Raw genomic sequence first — 19090 nt, 5'->3', positions numbered from 1 at the left:
TCCCACCCTCATCGATTGCGGGCCACGTAAATGCAATGTCGCGGCTTCTTGGCCTTTTCGTGAGCCTTCACCGGGATCGCCTCCACCTGAAATCCTGCCCGAACCAGCTTCCGTTCGAACTCCGGCGTCGGATGCGCCATCCAATACGCCGCACACGCGTTCGCTTTCAAAACCTCCCGGACCTTGGCAAAAAAAGAAGGCGAATAGAGTCGGGAATTCCCCTCAGTGATCAACATGTCCGGCCCGTCATCGATATCCACGAGCAGCGCATCCAGAGAACCTTTGCCATACTTCCCAAGGCACTCGAAGAGGTCGCCCTGGTGAATGCGAGTGCGGCCATCCTCAAGGATCGGCCCGTTGTGCTCCGCCAAAAACGTTCGATTCCAAGCAATGATTTCCGGCATCAACTCGGCGACCTCCACCGTCGCGGGGTGACCCACCACCTCCAGGGCCCGCTTCAAGGTGAATCCCATCCCCAGCCCCCCAATCAGCACCTTCGGATGCGCTGGGCGTCTCGGATGCCCCTCCGCCAATCCCTCGCATCCCCAATCGGCTAACAGCTGCTCGGAATACGTCATTCGCGTGCTCATCAACTCCCGACCGTCGTTCTTGAGGTAGTACATGCCATCATGCTGATGCAGGGAAAACACCGTTCCATCGGCAAGCCTTGCCTCAGCGAGATTGATGTAGGGCTTCACGACCGCGACCATCCCCGGATTCCGGCGAGGAGCAAGACCGGACATTGCCGCCAATCCCCCTCATGCCTCGGCGCCCCGGCTCACGGCCCTTCACCGCCCAACCTCTTATGCCCTTGCCAAACAGAGAGTTGCAAACCAGCATCCGTTTCCGTCTGAACGACTTACTTCGCCTTCCCACAGGACCCCCGAACCAGCGGAATCCTCACACATCCTCTCCCCTCTCCCCTCTCCCCCATGGACCTCCCCCCTGGTCGTTGGGCTCGCGATCTGCAGCCTGAAACGCCTCCTTCCCCCGAGCCGAAGCCTTACCGACTGACGGCCCATCTCCCCCATCGACTCAACCCGTCGCAACTCCGCTCTCGCTATGTGACGCCCATCGACGAAGCCCTCTCCCAGCAGCACCTCGGCAAAACGGCCGGAGGCGGCACTTCGCGATCCATCACCGGAGAAATCGAGTCGGTCGATTTGGAGATCGAAATCCACGACCTGACCCACGGGATCCCAGTTCTGATTTCGACCCTCGAAAGGCAAGGCGCACCCAAAGGCTCAATCTTGCATTTTCAGGACAAGACCTCTCTCCAAGAATTCCCCTTCGGCCACATCGAAGGCATCGGACTCTACCTCGACGACCTCAAGCTCAGCGGCAGGGTCTATCAAAAATATCCTCTCTCCGATGTGATCGATCAACTCGCAGAATCCCTCGCAGGTCACGGCGAACTCCAAGGCCATTGGCGGGGGGACACCCAGACCGCACTCTATTTTTACGGCAACCATGCCGAGGCAATGACCTCACGGCTGCAGCAGATCATCCCAACCCATCCGCGCTGCCAAGGTGCCCGGATCGTGCGGATCACGCCTGAGTGACTTTCCCAAGACTTCGCAGAATCCACCGAAAAGTCGGGCGAGCCCTCACAAAGTCATCCTCTCATTCATTCCCGACGGGTTCGGGGCACTTCCACTCTCGAAAGCCTCACCACACCGGCGCCCACTCCACTGCGTCTTCCTTCACCCGCGCGGCGCAAAAGATCGCCTGTCGCGATGAACTTCCCGAGCCATGTTGGGCGTCGTCCGCGAAGCTCCCCCCCCTCCCGAACACTGGGAAGAACCATGCCGTCGCAAACAACCGTGGGTCGCCATCATCGACGATGCCATCGCGGGATTCCTGGAGGTGGACCCAGATCCTCAACGGCAGGCAATCATGGCGGCCTTGGTGAGACATGCCAAAATCCTCGCAGGAGCCTCCGGACTTCCGCGATGGTTCGTGGAGGCTTCAAACAAGCCCCCCCATTCTTCGAAACCCAAGGATCCTTGGTGATCCGTGAACGCGAGCGGGTGATCGGTTCCGAAACACTCCGCAACTTCGAGACGAAGCGATGGCTTCCTCCCCATCCATCGCCGCATTGCAGCCCCGCTGGGGATCGCTAGGCTCCCGGCATGGCCACCGTCCAGCAATCCACTCTCGATCTCCCCACCCTCCGGGGTGACATGCGAGTCCATCGTTTTGCCCCCACCACAGCTGGCCCCTGGCCCGCCATCATCTTCTTTTCGGAGATCTTTCAAATGACCGGGCCGATCCAGCGCATGGCCACCGCCCTCTCCGGAGAAGGCTACCTGGTCGTCGTCCCCGAGGTTTATCACGAATTTGAGAAACCCGGCACCGTGCTCGCCTACGACCAAGCCGGCTCGGACCGCGGCAATGAACTCAAATACACCAAGGAGATCGCCTCCTACGACGAAGACGTCGCCGTCCTCGCCGAACACCTATCCCAGGATCCCGAATGCACGGGAGCCATCGGCAGTTTCGGAGTCTGCCTCGGCGGGCATCTCGCCCTGCGAGCTGGCTACCACCCACAAGTGCAAGCCGTCGCATCGTTCTATCCCACCGATGTGCATACCGCTACCCTCGGAGCGGGAAAGTCCGACGACACCCTCGCTCGCCTCCAGGAATTGAAAGTGCCCCTCCTCTTTGTCTTTGGGCGACAAGACCCCCACATTCCTCTCGCGGGTCGAGATCTGCTCCGTGATCGCTTGAACGAGATGGAGGCCGATTTCGAATGGCATGAGTTCAATGCGGCGCACGCCTTCCTGCGCGACGAAGGTCCGCGCTACAATCCAGCTCTTGCTCGAGTGGCCCAAGCCCTTCTGCTCCGTTTCTTCACCGAAGCCCTTCGCTGAACTGCCTCAACTATTCAGGAAGAGACAACCGATAGAACGCCTTCGGTTCCGGAGCGGGGAGTTCCAACCGCAGGGTTTCCGTTTTGGAATCACGGGGTTCCGTGAAAACCGACACATCGTCCCGGTCCTCCCACGCCTCCAACAGATGGGATGAACCGACCCCGGGAACTTCATCGCCGGACATCAACGATCGAGGCAGCCGATAGCGAACCCATGGATCACCGGTGATATCGTCCAGGAAACGCTCAAAACCGATCACCTCGAAATCCGGCTTCCCAGGGTCCGTCCCAAGAAAGAACTCCGTACCCGCCGGGAACGCGTCGCCATCCCCATTGAAGCTGCCATCCATCTGATACCACTCCATGAATGAAGCCCGATCCGTGATGAGCGAACGGGGTAAGAATTCCAAAGACTTGAATTCGAAGGGTTCGATCGCATTCGGCCACATGCTAAAGTCCTGATGGGTCGCGGCATACGCCCCAGGAGTGATCACGGGCCGCGATGAAGTCGACTCCGTGATATTGAGCAACCCCAAGCCTGCAAAGTGACCTTGATTCGTCGCCATCGTGTACTGGCTGACGGCCCGAATGCGCGGAAACACAAATACCGTTCCTGCGTCGTCTCCCGATGAACCAGCTGACGCCAGATGGAATCGGGTGCGACCCTCCCACGGCAACATCGCAACCATCAAAGCCGTGGGAGTCACCGAATCCTCCCCGCCAGCACCGCTCGGCCAAGGGTGAAACGAACGGCTCGATCCGACCACAAGCAACCCATCGGTTGTGACTTCGATTTCATGAAACCGATCCGTCGAGGGTCCCGCGTGAATCACAAACCGGGACACATCCAGATTCTCGCTCACCATCGCGGTAAAGCCCGATTCACCATCGGCCTCGGCGCCCGAAATTCCGCCACTGTTGTAAAGACCCACGTTTCCACAAATCCACAAGTTCCCATCGATCCACGTCATCCCCCGTACTGTATCGTAGGGAGTCTCCCCGCGGTGGAATAGCTCACCCGACGCCTCATTGCAGCCCACCAGCACCGAATCCACCCACTCTCCGTCCGGTGTCAGCTTGGTAAGAACCAGCGACGGACTCTCCGATCCCACACCGCGCATCGAGTTTCCTCCCACATAAACGCAGCCATCGGGCCCCTCAGAAATCGACGCATAGCCGACACCATATCGGAACCCTTGCAGATTGCCCCAAAGATAATCGCCCGAATCCCCATCAATCTTCATCACCCAACCATTCGAAGTGATATTGGTCAGGAAGTTCGTGGCTCCGAGATCCATGGTCGAAGAGGCGGCCACCAGAACGTCTCCATCCTTCGTCATTCCCATCGCCCCAGCCGTATCTGTCTCAAGCGCATAAGTCCGGCTCCACAGAGGTTCCCCGCTTGCATTCAACTTCACCACCGCCGTCTGAAGGGTCAAATCCGGCGGTCCGTAAACCTGCCCCGCCACAAAGTACTCCGCTCCTTCCGCGCCCTCACGCGTAGCGATCCCTACGGTCCGAAACCACAAAATCCCACTGGGAACCCCCACCTCCTTCTTCCAAATCACTTCCCCCGTGCCATCGAAGTGAACGAGCCTGAAAGCACCGGATGAAGAAGTCACCGCCGTGAATCCGCCGTCCGCATCCGCCACCGCATCATAGGGAAGAAACGTTCCCCCGGCATTCACAGCCCATTTCAATTCTCCTTCGGGCGAGAGGCGCGCCAAAATGCTTTCAACCGGGGAACCTCCCCCCACCAGCCAGTCGTCCGTCCCATGCAAGGGCTGGGCGAAACAGCGACTCAAGGGCACCCCATTGGAATCCGGCAGCAAGCTTCTCATCCACCGCGTCTTCGGGTTCCCCAATGGCCGAAAGCCTGGCTGGGAATTCAGCGACTTTGCCCCCGCATTCGACACCAAAGGGCCTCCTGACCCCACGTCAAACAATGGCCAGCTCGCCAGATCATGCTCCGCATCCACCAAATCCACCCACCCTGCCAAGTTCAGCTCGATCCCGGCAAACGCCGTCAAGTGAGCCTCTGCCGACCACCATGGATCGTCCAACGGCGCCACTCGGAAATCCCCCTGTGCCCGGATGCCCAAGGTAGGGCCTGTCATCACCCCACCTCCACCGGCACCCATCAACCCTGCAATCTCGCAATCGATCCATGCCGAAGCCTCCGCCCCCAGTGCCTCGTAAAGGCCTGGATCCGAAACATGCAGAGGAATCGGCTCAAACTCGTTTTCATAAAAAGCCTCTCCATCCCGGTACCCAGCCGTCAGATCAATATCGAGCCCCGCCGTCAATGGAACCGACAAACTAGTGGGCGCCGAAATCTCTGCCCCCGCCTCCAGAGTCAATCGTGGCTCGAAACGAAAGCCCGCCGGCAGTGTGATCGAGAACAACGGAAGATCCAGTAAGGTCGCCGTCTTGGAAACCCATGGTTCCGACTCGTTGCTCGCACCTTCCTCCGTTTCTAACAAGAGATTGCAATCCGCCTGATAGCGCGTCCGAACAGAAAGCTCATGAACCACCGCATCGCGCATGTCCAAAGTGAGATCGATGCTCTGCGGACGAAATCCAAACGAACCAGAAACCCGAATCCCCTCCCCGAGACGGATATCATTGAAATGAAAGGGCACAGGCGATGGAAATTTACCAAGCGCCCCCTCATGGGCGCCTTGCCTCGTCTCCGGAACCTCGGTCACAGCGATGCCTGCGGGATGTGCCTCAGGCACATTCGGGCACACCATTCGACCATCGATCATCAGATCCAAAAGGGAAAACCGGTAGGGCAGCACCTCTGTGAAAAACTCCACCCGAAATCCAGTCGGCTCGAGTCGGACGTCCTTCACCAACACGGGGAGAATCCGATCCACATTTTGCACCCATTGAATGATATCATCTTCTAATAACTGCTTCTCGATCGACACCTGCAAAGGCGCTTTGAAGAAGGGTTCCCACTCCACCACCGCGGTCCCTGAGCCGAAGAGGGGGGCAAACGATAGGACATCTCCGGAACTCGTGAAGTCCTCAGGCTCCGCCAAAGCATGTTTTGGCAAATCCGCCTCGACGAGTGGTCGCACCGGAAATCGAAACACCGCCGACTCCTCCCCGGAGACCTGCAAACGGGTCCCATCAAGGAGCTGCGAACGAAACGTCTCCAGATCTTCGTCGGCCACGATCACCACCGCTTCGTTCCCCACCTCTGGGCTCCCGGTCTCCCCAGCATCGAGAGCAAAAACACCGAACGAAACCTCCGTCTCCACCTCGGGAGAAGGGGCCTCCACCACCTCCAAGCGGATCTCAGGCCACGACGTGTTTCCCCGATTCTCTACTTCGGCAGAGATCACCAATGCAGTCGAACCATCCCCACGAGAAGTTTCACTGAGCACCTGAATCCCCTTCAGATCGAGAAGTCCTTCGCCAGAGTGGCTCGTATGCATATCAGGATGCGAATATCGACCTTCCACGGGCAACGGGGCCTCCTCCGACTCATTTCCCACCGCCAACTCCACAAACACGTGCTCCCCCACCTCGGATCGCGTTGTGGACTCCCCGAGGTTCAATTCCAACTTGTAGATCCCCGGCACGAGGGTTCCGGTAAAACCAGATCCATGCGGCGACGACTCGGAGTAAATCTCACCTCCGCCACTCAGGCTCCGCAAAGTCATCAAGAAGTCCGCTTCCAAGGTCGCCTCGAACAACAACTGAACCGGCATCGCCTCGTCCATGACCTCAAATTGAAAACTCAATCCCGCCGTCGCCGTCGTGGTCACCGTTCCGGATACTGAGTTCGCCAAGGCTTGGCGCTCGAAATCGATGACAGTCGAAGCCACGTAGCGCAGAAAATCCCCCTCGTCGCGCACTGGAAACTGTCTCGCCTCCGAAGCGCCCGAGATCTTCCACATCTCCAGAGAATCCAGTGAGAGAGCAAGGTCCCGCACGCCAGCCTGCCACTCCCCCATCTCATCTTTCGCATCTTCGACCACCTCTCCGGTGCTCGCCGAAAACACCGCCTCCAGATCGGCATAAGCATGAAAATCCGTTGGAGTCACCTCCCCCCAACTGATCTGCGGAACACTCGCTACGACAGCGCCAACCAGCAAATGGCGCCATCGACCGATACAACCCAATTGAGAGATGAAGCCGGCAATCAAAGACATGACCCTGTGAAACACGCAGGGAAACGCTTGGAGGTTCAATCAAAACCGGCCCTGTCTTCGCGCAACATTCCGATACCGAACCCGAATCATCCCGCACCGCCTCCCTCCTACTCGCCATGAGTCAGGGCCAGCATAACGGACGGATCGATCGACGCACCTTCACTCCTCCTTGACCGGAAGGTAGCGCATCTTCCTCTCGGAGAATGCGAGTTCCCAGTGAAACTTTCTCAACCATGGCAGCCCCACCGATCCCAATTCCCTTCCTACCACCACTTCCGTACCTCGCAAATCCCGGTCCATCAGCCGCCCCTTGAGAAACACTCCGACCTTCAATGACACTTTCCCACCGACGGTGTGAGATTCGATCGCCGTCTCTAAAGGATGGATCACCCCCTCTTTGACCCACTGTTCGAAAACTTCATCGGGGAGCGTGAGACTCAAGTTGCTTCCAGAATCGACGATCATCTCCAACCCCCTCCCCAGAATCACCGTCTGAAACACCGGGGTGTCCCGATCCCTCAACAGTTCCAGCTCCTCCGAGCTGTCAGCGAGCTCCCAATCCCCTGAATGCGCACGCAAACTCTTCTTCTCCGGATCGAACACCAGCTTCGCCTGCGCCAATTGCGCATCCATCCCAAGCAGTCCGATCACATCGTCACCGAGAGCCCCTTGAGGCAAGTCGACGAATGCACACAGAGGCCGAGCGATCGTCAACCGATCGATTTCTATCGTCGGCCCCCGGCCCGTCGCTACCGCGAAGGAGGCTCCTCCAGGGGCCCGACCTCGTCCCTCGACATCACTCTTTTCCCGTTCATAGGCCTTCTCCAAAGCGATCAAACTCGCACCCGTATCGAGGAGCAACTGCCGCGTGGCTCCCTCAACCTTGCAATCGATCAAGATGGGGCTCGGCTCCGGAGAAAGCGCCTGCTCGAAAAGATTCTCTCCCCAACAAAGCGACACCGGCCCATTTCCCACCAGAAAAGCAGCCAATATCGCAACCCACCGAGCTCGGGAGCAATCCACCAACGCAAACATCCATCGAAACTACCCGACCCGATCCAAATGGGTCAAACACGCCTCACCCTGTCGACTCGCTAGACATCTCGATCTCCCCCGCGGGTGCGAGATGGTTTTGAGTACCCCGATCGATCGCGGGCACTGGCATATCCCCGCCTCGCGGCAGCGGTCCGCAGCTCGGAAAGATCCCTGCAACATCCCTAGTCACCCTCACGTAGCCGCCGGGATGCACGCAACTCGGCTCGCCCTCATCTCCGGCTTTCTCGCCGTCCTCTTACCCGTTCAGGGAGAGGATCTCCTCCTCGGAGACTTCGAGCTCCCATCTTACGCTCCCTGGACGCCTCAAGGCGAAGCTTTTTCGGCCGGACCTGCCAACAGCACCGAGTGGTCCCGTTTGGAAATCGTCGGAGCTGTAGGCCATGGAATTGCCTGCAGCGAAAATGCTGGGGCTCCCACGGGCACTGGAACCGATGCCCCCCAAGGTCGATTGACCTCTCCCGAGTTTCTAATCGAACGCTCCTACATTGCCTTTCGGATCGCGGGGGGAGATTATGAACGGCATTGTTGCTTCAATCTGCTCGTGGACGGCAAAGTCGTCAAAAGTGCCACGGGGCGAAACTCCGACGAACTGCGCGCTGAGAGTTGGGATGTCTCCGCCTGGTCGGGCAAGCACGCCCGCCTTGAGATCGTCGACGAAGCCAGTGGGAGTTGGGGACACCTGTTGATCGACCAAGTCGTGCAAACCGATCACCCCGAGGCCGTCCCCGTCGTGACCGTCCCCGTCTATCAGGAATCGCTCCGGCCTTTGTTTCATTTCACAGCGCGGCAATGGACCATGGACCGCCTCGAACCAGGGATGCGGCAGGAAGGTTGGATCAATGACCTGAACGGCATGATCCACTATCAGGGGGAGTATCACCTCTTCGCCCAACGCTGGCACAAATGCTGGCTCCACGCTATCAGCACGGATGGGGTCCACTGGCGTGAGCTCGAACCCGCGTTTGGTGAAAAGATCCTCGATGCGGGCCGTCAATCCGGACATTGCGTCATCGACCAAGCTAATACTTCGGGACTTGGCAAACCCGGAGGAGAACCTCCGATGGTGGCATTCTGGACCCACGCCGACAACCTACGCCACGGAATCAGTTACAGTCTTGATCGTGGAAGAAGCTGGCAAGACTACCCCGGCAATCCGATCCTCGAGTTTCCGGAACGAGATCCAAAGGTCTTCTGGCACGAAGCCTCCGGCCATTGGGTGATGGTGATGTACGGCTCTGGCCAGTATCATCTCTTTACCTCCCCGGATCTCCTTCATTGGAAAAACGAAAACCATCCGATTCCCGATGCCTTTGAGTGTCCCGACTTCTTCCCACTCCAGGTCGATGATCGCGACGAGGAAAAGTGGGTGCTGATCCATGCGGACGGGCGTTATTCGGTCGGCCAATTCGACGGGACACGTTTCATCGAAGAAACTCCCCGCCGCTTGAGTGACCTTGGCGGAGAGTCGTTTTATGCGACTCAGACATTTGAAAACCCCGACTCGAATGACGGACGCCGCATTCAAATGGCGTGGATGCGCTGGGTTCACGAACCCAAGTTATTCCCCGAAATGCCCTTTCAGCAGCAGATCAGCTTCCCCTGCGAGCTCAGCCTGCGAAGCACTCAAGATGGATTAAGGTTGTTCCGCCGCCCCATCGCCGAAATCGCCCATCTGGAAGGAACCCCGAAAACTTGGTCCAAGCGTCCACTCCGGATTCATGAAATTCTTCCTCTCGCCGACTCAGGCGAAGCCTATCGGCTGCAAGCACGATGGGAGCGACTTCCGGAAAAGGCCTGTCTGGATTTCCGCATTCGAGGGGCCTCGGTGCGTATCACTCCACACACGGTGAAGATCTCCGACCCTCTCGGATTGCAGCCGCCCGTCGAGGCGGAGTTGTTGGACGAAGCCCAGACGTTGGAGATCCTTCTCGATCGGCGATCAATTGAAGTCTTTGTGAACGACGGCGCTCTCTCCTGCACCCGCAACTTCATTCCCACCGAAGCCTCCCTCCAAATTCGGGTCGAAGGCGCGCCATCCATGCTCGATTCTGTGCGGCTATCGCCACTGAAATCGATTTGGCCATCGCCCATGCCTGCGAAAAACTCCGCCGAGCCCGTGGATTCAGCTCCCGGATTTTGATCCGCAGAGGATTTCACAAGAAACGATCCCCCTCATGGGGTAAGCGACAGATTTTGGTCTGGCCCGCACGTAGAGATTTCGCCAAACACCGACAATCTCTGAGCCACTGGCCATCGCCGCCCGCGGGTGATGAAGGGGGGCATTCCGCCCTTTTTCAACGGTCGAACCGGTTGGCTCTTAAAACCTATCCCCAACCATGAAAGGACCTGTTACCCTGCATCGCCCTACCCTGCTGCTCTCCTTGATCGCATCGCTGATCCACCCCTCGATCGCCGAGGACGCCCGCAGCTGGACCAATCCACTCGTCGAACAAAGAGCGGATCCACACGTCTTTCTCCACTCCGATGGCTACTACTACATGGTCGCCACCGTGCCGGAATATGACCGCATCGAATTGCGCCGCGCAAAGACCCTCGATGGCCTTTCCAAAGCCGATGCCAAGGTCATTTGGCGGAAGCACTCCAAGGGAGACATGGGCGCCCACATCTGGGCACCAGAGATCCATGCCATCGGCGACCACTGGTACATTTACTTCACCTCAGCACCCGCCGAGAACATCTGGGAAATCCGCCCATGGGTCTTGGAATGCGACAGCGCCAATCCGCTCACCGGAGCTTGGAAGGAAAAAGGCCGCATCCCCCTCAAATGGGAATCCTTCGCTCTCGATGCCACCACCTTTGCTCACCACGGAAAGCGCTACTTCGTTTGGACGCAACGCGGGGAAAAACCCTACGACGGCACCAATATCTACATCTCCTTGATGGAAAGCCCAACGCGTCTCGCCGGTGACCCGGTCATGCTGACCTACCCCGACTACGCGTGGGAAACTCGAGGCCACCGTGTCAACGAGGCTCCTGCTGTTCTGATCCGCCACGGCAAGGTATTTCTCACCTACTCGGCAAGTGCCACCGATGCCAACTACTGCCTGGGTATGTTGACCGCCGACGAGGACGCCGACCTCCTCGATCCCAAATCTTGGACCAAATCGCGCCAACCCGTGCTAGAGAGCGATCCCGGAACCAAACAATTCGGAACCGGACACAACAGCTTCACCACGACACCCGATGGTCAAACCGACATCCTCGTCTACCACTCCCGGAACTACGAGGTGATCCAGGGCGATCCCCTTCACAACCCGGACCGTGCCACGCGCGCTCAGGCCATTCGCTGGACCCCTGAAGGCCAGCCCATCTTCGGGCCTCCAGTGGCCGACGGCCCCTACACCATTCCATCGGACCTGACCGCTTCGGCCACCAGCTCCGAAAAGGCCGCCAACCCGATCATCACGGAAGTCTTCACGGCCGATCCCGCACCCATGGTCTTCCAAGATCGAGTGTATCTTTACGTCGGCCAGGACGATGGAGACGGACGAGGCTACCACATGCCTCGATGGCGCGTCTATTCCACCGACAACATGGTCGAATGGAAAGACGAAGGCTCACCTCTGCAACCTTCGGACTTTTCCTGGTCCACTGGTGGGCCCACCTCGTGGGCTGGCCACACCATCGAAAAGGACGGAAAATTCTATTGGTACATCACGGTCGACCACCGCGACGTGCACGGCAAAGCCATCGGTGTCGCCGTCGCCGATTCTCCGACCGGCCCGTTCAAAGACGCTCGTGGCACGGCTCTCATCACCAACGACATGACGAAAGCCACGGGGATCAGCTGGGATGACATCGATCCTGCTGCATTCATCGACGACGACGGCCAGGCATGGCTCTTCTGGGGAAACCAGAAATGCTACTACGCCAAGCTGAAATCCAACATGACTGAGCTCGACGGGGAAATTCATGTCGTCCCCGATTCGGAAGTGGGAGGCCGCTTCACCGAAGCTCCTTGGGTCCACAAACGCAACGGCATCTACTACCTCAGCTATGCGACCGGGTTCCCGGAAAAAACGGCCTATTCCGTCGCCAAAAGCATCACTGGTCCTTGGGTTCCCAAGGGCCTCGTGGCAGAAGGAGCGCAAAACAGCAACACCATCCACCAAGGCATCATCACCTTCAAAGGGAAGGATTACTTCTTCTACCATAGTGGCATGCTCCAATTCGACCAAGGAGCCGGAAAAGGCCACAATGGCGGCGGCAGCTTCCATCGATCGGTCTGTGTCGATGAACTCCACTACAACGCGGATGGTTCCATGCAAATCGTGACGCAGACCACCGAAGGCGTCGACCGCACCCACTGAGATCTCCACCAAGGAGAAAGCGGGTGAACCCAAAGGTTCACCCGCTTTTTTGTATCAACCTCAAGCCCTCCGTCGCCGGAGGAGCCCAAAGAATCCCAATCCTCCCAAGAGAGTCACTGACGGTTCAGGAACGGCAAAAGTTTCCAAAGTCAGACCGTCGATGCGAAATCCACCGACATCACCGGAAACGATCGCGGCCAGGGCCCCAGATCCACCACCGGTTAGATAAAGATTCAGGCTGGAGACGTCGAAGCTGCCTGCCGAGAGCGACTGCTCCACCGGTATGAATGTCAACGAATCGCGAGTCAGCAGATTCACCACCGTGAAACTCTCGTTCACAGGATCCGTCCCCACCCGGCCGACATTCTGAATATTGATGCTCAAGATTCGCACCCCCACACTGGGATCGATGCCGGTCAGCTCATCCAAAGCGATCGTGACGCCTTCATGATTGCTCGCATTCGCTCCGATTCCTCCACTGTTAGGGTCAACTTGCACCCCCATGTAGCCATTGTCGTCTCGGTCAAAGTACCCTTCCTCCAACTCGTCGCCAAGAGTCGAGGTCAGCGTGCTGAGATTTTTCGCGGCATCAAAGGTCACTCCAATCGTTCCACCAAACGCACCGGCTTCGGTGATGGATCCCGAAAGCGCAAACCACGGACTCCCGGTGGTCACCGCTCCGGAACCGTCGATATTGATATTCAAAGAGATTTCCGACATGCCGTCGCCGTTATTGATCGAATCGATCACTACCGCGCCCGATGCGGCTGATACCAGCAGCGCCGGGACAAGGACGGGAACAAGGGGAGTCAGTGGGTTTTTCATGGGTTGGATTTTGGGGTCAATTGCAGGGGATTCTGCATCACAAGCAGAGTCACTTCGGGTGCATGTCCGCCCGTCAGCAAACGTTCCAATAATCTGAGGGCTACTGTCTCACTCTCACCTGATAGAATCGCTGGGGCTGGGTCATCGACACCGGAACCTCAATGTCACCACCCTCCGACGACTGCACCGTGGAAAGGTAGGTCCAATCTGAGAGGTCTTCGGAATCCCACAGTTCGTAGAACAGAAACGGCTCGGACTGCAGACGCAGGCGACCTCCGTTCCCTTCTTGGTGGAATGACGACTCAGGAGACGGAGTTTCCTCGCGTGACTTCCCTCCATTCACCAGACGCTCCGCCCACCGGGAAAGCCACTCCACCAGAGCCTCGCTTCCTCGTTCTTCCAGGAGATTGTGCTCCTCCAGTCGATCGGTTTCCAGATTGTAGAGCTCCAGAGGCACGGCACTTCCCGTACCCGCATTTGCCTGATTCAACAATGGCGGCCCAAACAGAATCTTCCAGTAACCTTCCGCCGGAGGGTCGAGTGGGAGCGTCCCGTGAAATTGAAGAGCCAGCCAGTTCTTGCCTTCCTGCTCATTGGTAAAGATGGGCGGGCGGGGCTTGGCTTCCCGATTGAGAATCACATCGGCCCGGGAAAAGCCATCCACCGCTGCGTCTCCGCCATCCTGAGGTGCTGGCAATGGAGAACCGAGGATCTCCGCCACGGACGGAAACACATCCTGCAAACCGATCAAATCATCTCGGGTGAGGCCACCATTCCCTTCCAAGCCATCGCCGACACCGCCATTCTTCCAATAGGCCATCATGGGCACGCGATGCCCGCCCTCATAGATCCTCGCTTTAAACGCACGCAAGTTTCCAACGGCCCGGTTGTCATTGATTTCTGCACCATTGTCGCTGGCAAAGATCAGCAGGGTATTGTCCAACAACGGATGCCCGGGATTGCGAGGATCTTCGGTCGACTCCAAATAGTCCATCAATCGTCCGAGCAGCACATCGTTGAGATACACGAAGTCACGTCGCACATCCCCCGTCGTGCTCCCATCTTTCCAGCGACTCTCCCCCTGCACCGGAATGCCATCCACCGCCACATCGGGTGTATACACCTGATGGTTCGAATGTGAGGCATAGTAGAGAAAGAAGGGACGCTCACGCGCCGCCTGATGACCAACGTGCGTTTGCATGAAATCCCGCGCCCGATCCCACATCACCTGCCCCATGTGATCCCAATCATAAGATCCATCCAGTTCCTTGCCGCGCCCGGTGGCGCCCACCGGACGACGATTTTCGATCCACCCCGGCCCCACATCTTGGGCCGGACCATTGCCGTCCTGACCATCGGGTCCGGAGGTGAGGTGAGAACGCGAAAACCCGAAGAAATCGTCGAAGCCATGGTCCACGGGGGTATCACGCATCGGCACACCAAAACTCGCATCCGCCCAGCCCTCCGCTGGCGCGCCCCCGTCCTGGCGGTACTCCAAGCCAAGGTGCCACTTTCCGACCATCGCCGTCGCATAACCTTGGCTCCGCAAAAAGCCCGGTAAAGTGGGGCGCTCCATCTCAATCAGCGGCGGCTTCACCGATCCCATAAGCACCCCGTTCAGAAGCCCCGCCCGCCAGGCGTAACGGCCGGTCATCAGAGCATAGCGAGTCGGAGTGCAGCGGTTCTGGGCATGAGCATCCGTGAACCGCACTCCTAGGTCCGCCAATCGCTCCATAGCTGGCGTCGAAACCTGCCCTGAGTCCGGCAGTCCTGACCAATCCTGATAAACACTGGTGTCACCCATGCCCATGTCATCCGCCAGAAACACAATGATATTCGGTGCACTCGCCGCCGGAATTGAAGAATCTCCCCGGGTGATCACACGGAGTTCATCCAGAGGATCGCCGTCACCCGAAAGGTGGAAGGTCACGGCGAGGGTGAAGCCATCGGGGCTGATCGTAAACTCATCCACCGATTCATCCTCGGCACTCCGGCGTGCGAGATCGGTCGACTCAAACTGCATGCCTTCCAAACCAAAGGTCGCATCTGACTGAGCGAATCGGTTGGCGAATCCCGCCACAGGCTCACTGCCCGTCCGATGGACAAGCCCAAGGATCGGCGCATCGAAAGTCACCGTGGCACTGACCACCGTATCGGGCGCCTCTCCCGGAAGGTCTGCGTGGAAGAGATAGCTGTTCAGAGCCGTGCCCACAGGCAGCGAGCCGGAATCTTCCTCAGTTCCCACCACCGTCGCCGCACCATGGACTCGATGATCCACCTCCATGCCACTTTCCAATACCACTCCCAGTCGCTCCGGGATCAACTGCAGGTGACTGAGGCTTTCTGAATCTCCACTCTGCACGGAAACCGGAGGCTCGTTCAGAATGGCAACATCGCCCGTGGCATAACGGATGCCATCCCTTCCTACGGGGCCACTCGGAGTAGCTGGCTCGTCGTCCACCCAAACTTTCAATTCTGCCGATCGAGATCCCTGCTCATTCGTCGCCACCAAGGAATAGGTGGTGGTCTCGGTTGGAGACAGCATCAGCATTCCCGTGGCATCCACCACCACCCCACCCGGCTCCAACGTCACGGAATCGGCCCCGAACACATCCCACGACAAACGCACCGACTGCCCTTGGGAAAGTGCCCGATCGTTCGCCACAAACGAACCGATCACCGGCGGCAAATCGCCCAGCCCTTCCTGAACAATGAAATTAAGGCCATCGATTCGAAACCCTCCTGTCTCGCCCGAAATGAGGGCAGCCACCGGTCCCGGATCGCCGACTCCACGCACCAAATCAAGACCACTCACATCGAAATCTCCTTCGCTTCCCTCCGTCGGAACCACCTCCATTGCCTGCCGGGTCTGCAAATTGACGATCGTGAACGCCTCCGTGCCGACGGGATCCGTACCACTTCGCCCGACATTGCGAATGTTCAATCGGGTAATACGAACCGCCATTCCTTCCGGCAGCCCCTGAAACTCGTCGACACGAATCGCGATGCCTTCCCGGTTCTCCGCATCCGCGCCGATGCCTCCCCCATTCGGATTGCCTTGAACGCCGATCAAGCCATTGCCGTCGCGGTCGATCGCCCCGTCCTTCAGCTCATCGCCCCACGTGGAGGGGTCGATGCTCACATTCTTCATCGCGTCAAACTTCCACCTCACGCCAGACCCAAAAGCAGCCGCTTCACTGAGCTGCCCCGTCACCTCCCACAAAGTCGTGCCACTGGCTCCATTTCCCGAAGCATCGATCTCCGCCAAGATCCCCACCTCAGAATCCCCGCTTCCCGTGCCAGTCGAACGCACAAGAATTTCTGCATCGGCTGGACAAAGGACGAAACTGCACGCCAAGGCGGCACCAAAAGATCGGTGACGATAGGTCATGAAAAAAGGGGTCTGGGTTTTGAGGCTGGGTTTCCGGGTTTCCCGGTTTTCGACGACGTCGACAAAGGCCCACCGAAGGGAGAAGCGACGCATCATCACTGCATGTCCCCTCTCGGGCATCCGTTCGCCGAAAACCGATTTTTTCCCCAACTCGCTCTTTCTTTCGCTCTGATTTCGAAGTTTCGCAGAAAAGGAACGGCGCCATGCCTCTCCCACGCGCCTGGGAAGAATCGTTTCTCGGCCCTCTCTTGGATGATGGCGATGCCATCCACGCAGATTCCCGTGCTGTTCCCATGGAGGGTCGGCTTGGCACCTGCTTGCGGCGCGGATGCTTTGGACTCGCCCCGTCGGCTTTGGCACCCTTCTCATTGGCCTGTTTCATGCCTCTTTCGCCACGGCCACGGATCATTACTGGAACGTCGAATCCGCGGAATTTGCCGAGGCTGCACGTTGGACCGGCGATGGAACCCTTCCCGGTCGAAATGATGCCGCCATCGTCAACAACGGCGGCACCGTACTCATCACGGGCACTCCCTCTTCGTGGACGCTTTCTGACCTCCGCGCAGGAGATGCCGCCCAAACCCTAGGGACCTTTCACCTCTCTGGAGGCCGCATCTCCTCACTCGGTGAATTGCGCCTGGGCTGCGGAGCCAACGCCACCGGTCATTTTCTGATCGATGGTGGCTCCATCACCCAATACGATCGCGTCACCATCGGTGGCCGCGAAGCATCCCAATCCCAAGCTGGCCATGGCTTCCTCACTCTAACTGGAGGCTCCTTCTCCCATCGCGGAGATGCATTCACCGTTGGCTCACACACCGACTCTGCCTCCGCCCATGGTTTTGGCCGCATCGAACACTCCGGCGGCACCTTGGAGGCGAATGGCGAATTCTACCTCGGAAACGGCAGTGCCGGAGCAGGCACCCTGGCTGCCGAGTATCGATTGGCCGGGGACGGTGTGGTGAAAGCAACCGACTGGTGGGTCATTGGCCGCAACGGTGCGACAGGACACCTGTCGATGACCGGCGGCAGCCTGACCAAAACCGGAACCACCACCGCTTTGATCCTCGGAATCGGAGAAACCGGATTCGGCTCCCTCGAACAATCCGGCGGTTCCCTCACCAGTTTGAACAGTCCGGTCTGGTTCGGCGAGAAAGGAGGCACGGGCTCCTGGCGCCTTTCAGACGAGGCCCACGCCACCGTCGGAAAGATCTACCTATCTCAAGGAGCACGCTCCACGGGGACGCTCGTCCTTGATGGCGGCACGCTGGAGGTGATCCACTTCGATGGTGCCTTGTCGGACCCTGCAAGCCCTGCCCAATCCACTCTTCACCTCAATGGCGGGCGATTGGTTGCTTTGGAAAATGACCCCAACTTTCTGCCTGCAAGTCTCTCTTCCGTGCCGATAGGCCCCGCGGGAGCCCTCATCGATTCCGCAGGGCATGACATCACCGTGGAGGCCCCCTTATCCACCCCGCCAGGGTCCATCGATGGCGGTCTCACCAAACTCGGCGACGGAGCACTGATTCTTCGTGGATCCCATCACTACCACGGCCCCACACTTGTGAAAGAAGGATCCCTCGTCTTGTCGGGAACTCTCGGTGAGGCTCCGCCACCCCCTCCCCTTCTCCACCCCTCCATCGGCACTCTCACCTGCGGTCCGCTCACCCTTGCCTCTTCCGCCGAATTAGCGATCGACCTCGATCCGATCAGCGGGACCTCCGACCTCATCCAGGTCGATGGCGCTGCCGATCTCGGAGGAGCACGACTTTCACTTCACCTTCTTCAAGCGGGCCCCTTTCTCCCTGGCTCACAATTCACCCTACTTGAGGCCACTCACTTCATTCAGGGCGACCTCGCCAACGCCTCCAGCGGAAGCCGCATCGAAGTCGATGGCCATGCCTTCCTGATTCGCTACCACAACTCTCGAAGTCTTACCCTTACCATTCCTGCTGGAGAACTAGGTCTCCAGTATGCCGAGTGGGCCGCCTCTCATCTCCCCGACATCACTCGCCGCGATCCCCTTGACGATCCCGATGGCGATGGCCTTGAAAATCTCTTGGAGTTCGCCCTCTGCCAGGATCCGCAATCCACCGAATCCACCACCCTCACGAGCCGCTTCGACACCGTCGAGCAGGCCTATCATATCACGCTTCCCGTCCGGGGAAACATCCTCTTCACGGGCGGGACTCCCTTGGTTTCCGAAGTCGTTGATGGCTTCATGTATCAAATCGAGGGATCCTCACTTCCCGGGGGCCCACCGGATCTGGAGGTGACGGAAGTTTCCCAGCCATTGTCCGACTTTCTCCCCGAACTTCCCGAGGGTTGGATCTACCGATCCTTCCGCCTCGGAGACCCAGAGCACCCACCTTCCCGCGGATTCCTTCGCATCCGCACAGAAATCGCCACCTCCTGAAAGGCATCATCGCCTCCCCTTTCCGAAATCGAC

11 protein-coding genes are annotated in these 19090 nt (G+C 58.5%); 5 read left to right on the top strand and 6 right to left on the bottom strand.

Going from position 1 to position 19090, the window contains the following annotated elements; genetic code table 11:
- Positions 1–8: 8 nt before the first annotated feature.
- A complete protein-coding gene (locus HNR46_RS14845) occupies positions 9–698 on the bottom strand; it encodes a spermidine synthase family protein (protein WP_184020172.1) in 690 nt (229 codons plus the stop codon).
- A 234-nt stretch (positions 699–932) separates the two neighbouring features.
- On the opposite strand from HNR46_RS14845, the gene HNR46_RS14840 reads away from it, so the two are divergent.
- The gene (locus tag HNR46_RS14840) at positions 933–1562 is read left to right on the top strand and encodes a hypothetical protein (RefSeq protein ID WP_184020170.1); all 630 of its coding nucleotides are present in this window, start codon (positions 933–935) and stop codon (positions 1560–1562) included.
- Between the two features lie 106 nt (positions 1563–1668).
- On the opposite strand, the gene HNR46_RS14835 is transcribed toward HNR46_RS14840, so the two are convergent.
- Complete coding sequence (locus tag HNR46_RS14835) at positions 1669–1917, bottom strand: hypothetical protein (protein WP_184020168.1); 249 nt, start codon at positions 1915–1917, stop codon at positions 1669–1671.
- A gap of 215 nt (positions 1918–2132) precedes the next feature.
- On the opposite strand from HNR46_RS14835, the gene HNR46_RS14830 reads away from it, so the two are divergent.
- Positions 2133–2873, top strand: a complete 741-nt coding sequence (locus HNR46_RS14830; protein ID WP_221285192.1) for a dienelactone hydrolase family protein — start codon at positions 2133–2135, stop codon at positions 2871–2873.
- A 10-nt stretch (positions 2874–2883) separates the two neighbouring features.
- On the opposite strand, the gene HNR46_RS14825 is transcribed toward HNR46_RS14830, so the two are convergent.
- Both HNR46_RS14825 and HNR46_RS14820 read right to left on the bottom strand, forming a co-directional pair.
- Positions 2884–7038 (bottom strand): PQQ-like beta-propeller repeat protein, encoded by a 4155-nt coding sequence (locus tag HNR46_RS14825; protein WP_184020166.1) that lies wholly within the window; start codon positions 7036–7038, stop codon positions 2884–2886.
- A gap of 159 nt (positions 7039–7197) precedes the next feature.
- Positions 7198–8073: a retropepsin-like aspartic protease gene (locus tag HNR46_RS14820; RefSeq protein WP_184020164.1), complete on the bottom strand. Its 876-nt coding sequence runs from the start codon at positions 8071–8073 to the stop codon at positions 7198–7200.
- A 208-nt stretch (positions 8074–8281) separates the two neighbouring features.
- On the opposite strand from HNR46_RS14820, the gene HNR46_RS14815 reads away from it, so the two are divergent.
- Together HNR46_RS14815 and HNR46_RS20660 are read left to right on the top strand one after the other, a co-directional pair.
- A complete protein-coding gene (locus HNR46_RS14815; protein WP_184020163.1) occupies positions 8282–10234 on the top strand; it encodes a glycoside hydrolase family 32 protein in 1953 nt (650 codons plus the stop codon).
- A 196-nt stretch (positions 10235–10430) separates the two neighbouring features.
- Positions 10431–12425 (top strand): family 43 glycosylhydrolase, encoded by a 1995-nt coding sequence (locus HNR46_RS20660; RefSeq protein ID WP_221285191.1) that lies wholly within the window; start codon positions 10431–10433, stop codon positions 12423–12425.
- A gap of 60 nt (positions 12426–12485) precedes the next feature.
- Here HNR46_RS20660 and HNR46_RS14800 read toward each other — a convergent pair whose 3' ends face one another.
- The gene (locus HNR46_RS14800; RefSeq protein WP_184020161.1) at positions 12486–13250 is read right to left on the bottom strand and encodes a PEP-CTERM sorting domain-containing protein; all 765 of its coding nucleotides are present in this window, start codon (positions 13248–13250) and stop codon (positions 12486–12488) included.
- A 100-nt stretch (positions 13251–13350) separates the two neighbouring features.
- Positions 13351–16761 (bottom strand): sulfatase-like hydrolase/transferase, encoded by a 3411-nt coding sequence (locus HNR46_RS14795; RefSeq protein ID WP_184020159.1) that lies wholly within the window; start codon positions 16759–16761, stop codon positions 13351–13353.
- A 208-nt stretch (positions 16762–16969) separates the two neighbouring features.
- Between HNR46_RS14795 and HNR46_RS14790 the strand changes: the two genes are divergently transcribed.
- A complete protein-coding gene (locus HNR46_RS14790; protein WP_184020156.1) occupies positions 16970–19057 on the top strand; it encodes an autotransporter outer membrane beta-barrel domain-containing protein in 2088 nt (695 codons plus the stop codon).
- Positions 19058–19090 lie beyond the last annotated feature (33 nt).

Source organism: Haloferula luteola, from assembly GCF_014201715.1.
GTDB lineage: Bacteria > Verrucomicrobiota > Verrucomicrobiia > Verrucomicrobiales > Akkermansiaceae > Haloferula > Haloferula luteola.
This window is presented reverse-complemented; position numbering and strand designations above follow the sequence as displayed.